The sequence below is a fragment of the Barnesiella sp. CU968 genome, from assembly GCF_905219685.1.
Taxonomy (GTDB): Bacteria; Bacteroidota; Bacteroidia; order Bacteroidales; family Muribaculaceae; genus Lepagella; species Lepagella muris_A.
The window spans coordinates 1-7221 of sequence record NZ_CAJMXD010000131.1; the positions used below are offsets into that span (position 1 = coordinate 1).

General features: G+C 49.5%; 10 protein-coding genes. 7 read left to right on the forward strand and 3 right to left on the reverse strand.

The genetic code is table 11. From position 1 onward, the window contains the following. The 3 genes from JX312_RS06620 to JX312_RS06630 form a co-directional block, all read right to left on the reverse strand. Positions 1 to 818: YWFCY domain-containing protein (locus JX312_RS06620; RefSeq protein ID WP_204457458.1), on the reverse strand; the 818-nt coding region annotated here is incomplete at its 3' end. A 26-nt stretch (positions 819 to 844) separates the two neighbouring features. Further along, entirely contained in the window at positions 845 to 2194 is a 1350-nt protein-coding gene (mobB, locus tag JX312_RS06625) for a conjugal transfer protein MobB (protein WP_123486675.1), read from the reverse strand. Beyond that, positions 2173 to 2595 (reverse strand): hypothetical protein, encoded by a 423-nt coding sequence (locus JX312_RS06630; protein ID WP_123486690.1) that lies wholly within the window; start codon positions 2593 to 2595, stop codon positions 2173 to 2175. Before JX312_RS06630 ends, mobB begins: the two co-directional genes overlap by 22 nt. A 1127-nt stretch (positions 2596 to 3722) precedes the next feature. Between JX312_RS06630 and JX312_RS06635 the strand changes: the two genes are divergently transcribed. The 7 genes from JX312_RS06635 to JX312_RS06665 all read left to right on the forward strand — a co-directional run. Further along, entirely contained in the window at positions 3723 to 4481 is a 759-nt protein-coding gene (locus tag JX312_RS06635) for a ParA family protein (RefSeq protein WP_123486677.1), read from the forward strand. A gap of 4 nt (positions 4482 to 4485) precedes the next feature. After that, positions 4486 to 4896, forward strand: a complete 411-nt coding sequence (locus JX312_RS06640) for a DUF3408 domain-containing protein (protein WP_123486678.1) — start codon at positions 4486 to 4488, stop codon at positions 4894 to 4896. A 21-nt stretch (positions 4897 to 4917) separates the two neighbouring features. Next, positions 4918 to 5196: a DUF3408 domain-containing protein gene (locus JX312_RS06645; RefSeq protein WP_204457459.1), complete on the forward strand. Its 279-nt coding sequence runs from the start codon at positions 4918 to 4920 to the stop codon at positions 5194 to 5196. Continuing rightward, positions 5196 to 5918, forward strand: coding sequence for a hypothetical protein (locus JX312_RS06650; RefSeq protein WP_123486680.1), 723 nt, complete (start codon positions 5196 to 5198; stop codon positions 5916 to 5918). Before JX312_RS06645 ends, JX312_RS06650 begins: the two co-directional genes overlap by 1 nt. A gap of 104 nt (positions 5919 to 6022) precedes the next feature. Beyond that, positions 6023 to 6319, forward strand: coding sequence for a DUF4134 domain-containing protein (locus tag JX312_RS06655; RefSeq protein ID WP_123486691.1), 297 nt, complete (start codon positions 6023 to 6025; stop codon positions 6317 to 6319). 13 nt (positions 6320 to 6332) lie between these two features. Then, a complete protein-coding gene (locus tag JX312_RS06660; RefSeq protein WP_016562972.1) occupies positions 6333 to 6650 on the forward strand; it encodes a DUF4133 domain-containing protein in 318 nt (105 codons plus the stop codon). Next, on the forward strand, positions 6647 to 7221 hold a 575-nt coding region (locus JX312_RS06665), incomplete at its 3' end, for a TraG family conjugative transposon ATPase (RefSeq protein ID WP_204457460.1). The genes JX312_RS06660 and JX312_RS06665, both read left to right, overlap by 4 nt.

Genomic DNA, 7221 nt, shown 5'->3' on the forward strand with positions numbered 1-7221 from the left:
CGGTGACTCCGCTCTGGATCATCGAAATTTATCATATAGAATTTCGGCTTGACCTTGCCATAGCCCTCCTTGTGATTGAGCAGATGGTTGTAGGCTATCATGCTTAGATCCGGACTCTTGAAGTCATAGATATAGCCGCTGTAACCCTTCTCTATCATCTGCTTGATAAAGGAATTTATGACGGCATACGACTTGCCCGAACCGGGTGTACCCAACACGATGGTGGCACGAAACGGGTTGACGACGTTTATCCAGCCCTTGTGCCATTTCTTCTGATAGTAGAATCTGGTCGGCAGGTTTATAGAGTATTGATTATCCATAAGTTTTGTTTCCTGCATGAAGCTCTCGTTCTCGTCGTTGAAGCGGTCGTCCATCATATTGTTTTTCAGCATACGACCAGCCCATATTCCGCCCATCAGCTGGCAGATGTAGCCGGTGGCGGTAGTGCCGATATAGAGATACCTACAACCGAGTGGCAACATCCACCAGTTCATTAGGAACAGGATTATGCCTGTGCCGAGGGCAATGCCTATGTGCCGCCATGTTATATTCTTGTTTTTCACGCCTCTGGTGCCGAAACATGACAGCCCCAGCAGTAGCAATGCGAAAAGTTTTGAGTTAAAAGTGTTGTTGAAAAGTCCGCAGGTGCGGTTGAAGTTGGCGCAGATCTTGTCAACGGTTGAAATGAACCAGCCGCTGTCGGTGGCTTCCACGCGGGTGAACCAGTAAAGGTTGGCTACAACCAGCACGATACTGACCGCCCGCAGGAAGTCCATAATCTTTGCCAACGCTCTGAGGTCGTCCTCTTGTTGGCTCATAATTGTAATTTTAGAAAAGTGAATTGTTAGAATTTCGGGCGATGTCCTTTCTTCTTTTTGCGCTGCATACGGCGGCGGAATTCCTCCTCGTCGGGATTGAACGACTGCCCCTGCTGGAACAGGTCAAGCCCCGGAATTGGTAGGTCGTATTCGCCGAAGTCGGAAACGGATTGGGTACCGGTGGATTGAGATTGTCCGCCTGTGGATTGTTGCTGACCGTCCAAAGTTTGGGTATCCTGTGCCGTGCCGGTCTGCGATTGATTGTTAGAACCGGTGTCGTCGGGTGTCGGCTCTATCGGCGGAACAACAATAGGTGTCGTAACATCGGGAGTATCGGTAGGTGCATTTGCCGGATTGTTGAACCGCTCGTTGATAGCGTTTGCCGAAAACTCTTTGCCCAACCGAGAACCATTCAATACTGTCATGGTGTTGTGGTCGATGAAAGTGACGCCATATATGCGTCCTTCCTCCGTATAGCGGAGAACCACATCAATATTGTGTTCTTTCAGCTTGGCGATGAAATCAGCCTTATCGGTAGAGTGAGCAATCACATCGGTGACTTTGCACTTGGTCGGTGCAACATCAATCTTTTCCTTAGCCCTTTCAAATCTCCCGTCAATAGCGGTGCGACTCGCGAACTTGCCGAGGCGCGATGCCTTGAAAGGCGTTGTGATTGTCTTGCCGCTGTCATCGGTGGCGAAATACACAAGACCGTGATACTCGCGTCCGTTCACTCTGCCGTCGGTAGGCTCACACCTTACATTATATAGAGAGAGAATGGCGTTATATTCCCCGATGGTCTGGAATTTATAGCGCATACCGACCATTTTGACGGTGTTGGCAACCTGACGCTTGATGTCGCCTGACGGATCAATCTTTCTAATCGGAGTATCAGGCGAGATTTTTTCTCGTTGCGCCTTGTGGAGATTATATTTTTCCTCCAGCTCGGTGGTAATTTTCTTGCTGCGCCGAAATAGAAAGTCCTGATTGAGCCTCTTGCCCTGCTCGTTGACATTGACGGTCACAATATGGATATGGTGGCGGTCAATATCCATGTGCTTGTAAATTATGTAGGGCTGTTCTCCGAAGCCGAGTTTTTCCAGATACTCGCGGGCAAGAATTTCATACTGCTGCTCCGTCAATTTATCGTCGGGGTGAGGATTTAGGGAGATATGCAGCACCGGCTTTTTTGTCCTGCCCATTTTCGGCATGAAAAGATTGAAATTCTCCACCATGCGGGCGATGTCAATATTCCCGTCTGCCGGAAGAATTATCTTGTTCGCTCCAAGCACACGGCCCTCGTCACGGTTCATCTTCATGCCGTTGTATGACAACGCCCCGTAGAGCGATGAGCCTATCGAGATTTTAGCGACCATTGTTCATCAAACTGCATGGATAACGCCTTGACATCAGCTGTGACTTTTGCCAGATCTATGGTGGCTTTCTCCAGCTTGTAGAGATGTGTCATAGCTTTCTTCTCAGTGAAATTTGCGCGAAGCTCCTTAACAACGAGGTCATAATTTACCCCGATTGTGCGGTACTGGGCGAAAAACTCCGAGAGTTTGGCGCAATATACTGCGAGGGATTTATCTGTGGACAGCACCTTGAAAGGTTTTCCGAAGATAAGTTTTTTTATGAACGTGGCTTTTACGGATTCATCAGCCTTCTCCATCATGCGGGTCAGGCTATCCCATTCGAGGTCATCGAAGCGCACCATGACGCAGTGGGTGCATCGGTTGGGCGACAACGGTCGCCCGGTTTTCGGTTTTTCAGTCATATTATGTATGGATTTTGTGGTGAGTGCATCGCTGTGTACAGACAAACCGCAGGTCAAGTCATGGGATATTCGACTTTGGAGAATATCCTGCATTGCAAGGTTGTTTCGTGGGAACCGGAGTTACCCGAAACCCGAATAGTTACTATTCGGACACCTTGCTATGTCTATGTGGACATCCTTCCTAATATGAAATCCATATTTTCGGTGCCTGTGGTGCCGGTCATACCATTTGGCGGTGAAAAAAACGGTGTTCCATACCTGTGGTGTGTAGCTACACCCGTCGATGCTTCCATAAAGTTACAAAAAATCCGGTGCAATTCCTAACGGTGAGAGAAAAAGTTTGTGATACCGTGCGATCGCGGATGATGCCTCCGGTCAAACGAGAAAAAATCGCATAGCGAAATGTTAAAATTTCAGCCCCGTTTTCGGGAAATCCGGGGAAAAGTGAGGAAATCCTGCACCTCAACCTCTATGAACCAGTGATTTGGCAATTTTAAGGGCTTGACAAAATGGAATTTATTTTGTTTCTTTGTGTAGAGATTAGCTCGAAAGCTCGCCTTCAGGGAAGTCAACCTACTTGTTATATAATGAACTTTCCTCCTGAACTGCAAGATTGAAAGCTGACCTGCCAATAACATTCCTCGCCTCTTGGCAAGACCGCAATAAAGGTATTTATACAATGTCCTTCCGAACAATCTATTTTATTTATGATGTACGGAGATTGGTTACTGAACGGCAAAGTATGTATCTTATAATAAAGCGGGCAAACCTCCTGACAAGGAATATTAGAAGCAAACTACCTATCTCTGGTTATACGGACATATAGCCGTGCGGCCATAGTTAGAAAGGAACAATGTTCCGCCACTAAATCCAACACCCAAAATTAAAAAAAAGAAAATGACTGACATGACTATCACCTTCCGGCTTACATAGCCGATGCCCTCCTGACGGCGGAGGAAGGTCGCCCATGAGCGACGGAGATAGCCGTACCCCAACTCAAAAGCATAGCCAATGCCGCTGCCTGTTCCCCCCACGGAGTATAGACAAGACCGGTCTGCGACGTGTCGAAATGACGCTGACGGCCACTGCTATGCAGTCTCCACTACATCCATTTTCAAATTTTATTTATGACAGACCCTAAATTTGTCGCTTTCTCCACCCAGAAAGGTGGAGCGGGCAAAACGACTCTGACCGTTCTTGCGGCGAGTTACCTCTACTATGTCAGGGGGCTGAAAGTCCTTGTCGTTGACTGCGACTTTCCCCAGTACAGCATCGAGGATATGCGTGAACGTGACAAGGAGCTGATAGAGTGCAGCCCCGTGTTCAAAAAGATGTTCTCCGACAATATGCGTCTGACAAAGCTGGCTCCATATCCGGTTTTGTCGGCTCAGCCGGAGAATGCCATGCGCAAAGTCCGAGAGATTATCGATGACTGCGAGGATGAGATAGACATCGTATTTTTCGACCTTCCCGGCACAGTCAACAATCCCGGTGTTGTTTCCATCCTCAACTGTCTGGACATGGTGATTGTCCCCGTCGCCGCCGACAAGGTAATACTTGAAAGCTCGCTCGCCTTCGCCCTGAAAATACAGGAGTGGCTCACGACCGGGCGCACATCGGTCAAACAGATGTATATGCTCTGGAACCTCGTGGACGCCCGCGAGAAGACTGACCTCTATGACCAGTATGAGGCTGTGTTTGAGGAATACGGGCTTCAGACCATGAAAACCAAGATACCCGACACCAAGAAGTATCGCCGCGAGGGGTCAAAGACCCTTAACCGCGCTGTGTTCCGCTCTACGCTTGTTCCGCCCGACAAAACGCTGCTCAAAGGCACAAGGCTTCCGGAACTTGCCGATGAACTGCTCGGCATATTAAACCAGTGAGCCTATGTCAAAAGTTTATGAGCCACAAATCGACCCGGAGGAATTTATCAGGACATTCCGGGATGAGCCATCCGGTCTGTCATCGCTGAAAAGGAAAAGCGCGTCCAAACAGCAGGAGCAGGAGAACCCACAGCCGGCGGCAGGTGACGGTGCAAGCCCCGGAAATACCACTGTAGAGGCTAAAAATTCCGAAAGGGAACGGCTGTATATGGAACGCTTCGTGCGCAATATGCGCTATATGTGGCCGGAAGATAAATTCCAAGTGTCGGAAATCGATCCTGAATTTATCTGGAAGATACGCCGGATACTATTCCACAAGAAGAAAGGGAAGGTCTGCTCCATCAAAGCCTATATCAACAATGTGCTTGCAGCGCATTTTGAGGAATTCGCAGATATTATCGACCCTATTTTATAACCCCACACATTCACAACAATCATGAAAAAATCCCAATCACGAGTAGTCACCACTATCGAGGTGGCTGACGCGGAAGAACGCTATATTGAGCGTTTCCTCTCGCCGCACATCTTGATGTCCAACAGGAAGGTGTATATCTATCCCGAAGTTCATGCCGCCCTGTCGCGCATGGTAAAGGGTCTTGACAGACCCGGAGTGTCAATCGGATCCTATGCCTCGGAAATCATACTTGAGCATATTGCCCGCAACAATGCGGTGATGCGCAGTGTCCATGAACGTAACCATAAAGACCTGTTCTGATGGAAACGGCACTTATAATAGCTCTGCTGGCGAGTAACTTGTGGCTTATCCGCAGGGTGCTGACAAAGCCCGACACAGCAAAGCCGGTAAAGGAAACGCCATCGCCGGAACCAGCTAAGGCTGCCGACACAAAGGAGGAAGCCGAAAATGACAGTATTGTCGGCAAAAGCACTTTTGACATCAACGAGTTCAAGGAGGTGTTCCGCGAGGCTGCGAAAGAAGCCGCCAAAGAGGTAATACCGCTTATCATCAAGGAGTACGGCAAACCCTCGGATGCCGGTTTTCCCGATGAACCGGAGGAAAAGTCCTCAGCACAAATCCCGGTGGAGAAACTCGATGAAGTTTTTGCCACACACTCCGCAAGCGAACTTACAGGCGATGAAATCCCGTCGGAGGAACCCAGAGCCGGAGGCAGTGATTTCAACGAAATCAGTACGGCGGTAAATGTTCTGAAGGGTAATTCCGACAATCCCGACGACAAGGAAACCGCCCGCCGTGTGCTGCCCGACATACAAGGCACACAGATTATCGAGAAAATCAAGCTCGATCCGTTGGTGCGCAAGCGCATACTTATGATCGAGTGCCAGCTCCCCGAAATTCCTGAGGAGCATGACGCTCCGCCCGAAAAAGCGGAAGAAACGAAGCCGAAAAAGAAAATCGTGTTCCATGCCGACATCGACACCACCGACATTGACGCAATCGACTTCAACATCCTCCATTGACCCACCACTATCCAAATCCACAATCCATCCTAAAAATAAAATTTATGACAAAATCCCTCAAAAAACTCTATGACAGTATCGTGGCGTTCATGAACGCTCCCGGTATGCGTCGCCCTATGGCGATGATGCTCACGCTCCTTCTGTGTGCAGCCAACCTCTACGCCGCCGGCAACGGTCTGGCGGGTATCAACGAGGCAACCTCGATGATGACCTCCTATTTCGACCCCGCGACGAAACTGATCTACGCCATCGGCGCGGTGGTAGGTCTTATCGGCGGTGTCAAGGTCTATGGCAAGTTCAGCTCCGGCGATCCCGACACATCGAAAACCGCCGCCTCATGGTTCGGTGCCTGTATATTCCTTGTGGTAGCCGCCACAATCCTTCGCTCTTTCTTCCTCTAAATCCGCTACGTCAATGGAATATTCTATCAACAAGGGCATAGGCAGGACGGTGGAATACAAGGGGCTGAAAGCCCAGTACCTGTTCATCTTCGCAGGAGGTCTGATAACCGATTTCATTCTGTTCGTGGTACTCTATATGTGCGGTGTACAGCAGGGTCTGTGCATAGGCTTCGGTGCTGTGAGCGCGTCGGCTCTGGTGTGGTACACCTTCCACCTTAACGGCAAGTACGGGCAGTACGGTCTTATGAAACTCACGTCTGTGAAGTACCGTCCCCGCTATATCATCAACCGTCTGCGTGTGCGCAATATAATGAAGGGAGGTCGCAAATGAGAAATACACTGAAAGCCACAACACTGGAAAGCAAACTGCCGTTGCTCGCCGTGGAACACGGTTGCATCATCTCGAAGGACGCCGATATAACGGTGGCCTTCGAGGTCAGCCTCCCGGAACTGTTCACTGTAACATCGCAGGAATACGAAGCCATGCACGCCGCATGGTGCAAGGCGATCAAAGTGCTGCCGCATTATTCGGTGGCGCACAAGCAGGACTGGTTCGTGTCTGAGAACTATAAGCCGGAACTGCAAAAAGATAATTTGAGTTTTCTTGACCGCAGTTTTGAGCGTCACTTCAATGAGCGTCCGTATCTGGCGCACAAGTGCTATCTGTTCCTGACAAAGACCACAAAGGAGCGTATGCGCCAGCAATCCAATTTCTCCACCCTCTGCCGTGGGCGTATCACCCCGAAGGAACTCAATCACGAGATGATTGTGGGCTTCATGGAGGCTGTCGGGCAGTTCGAGCGCATTATCAACGACACCGGCTATATAACGCTGCGCCGCATGGGTGACGATGAGATAATAGGTACTGACACAACTTCCGGTATTATAGAAAAGTATCTGTC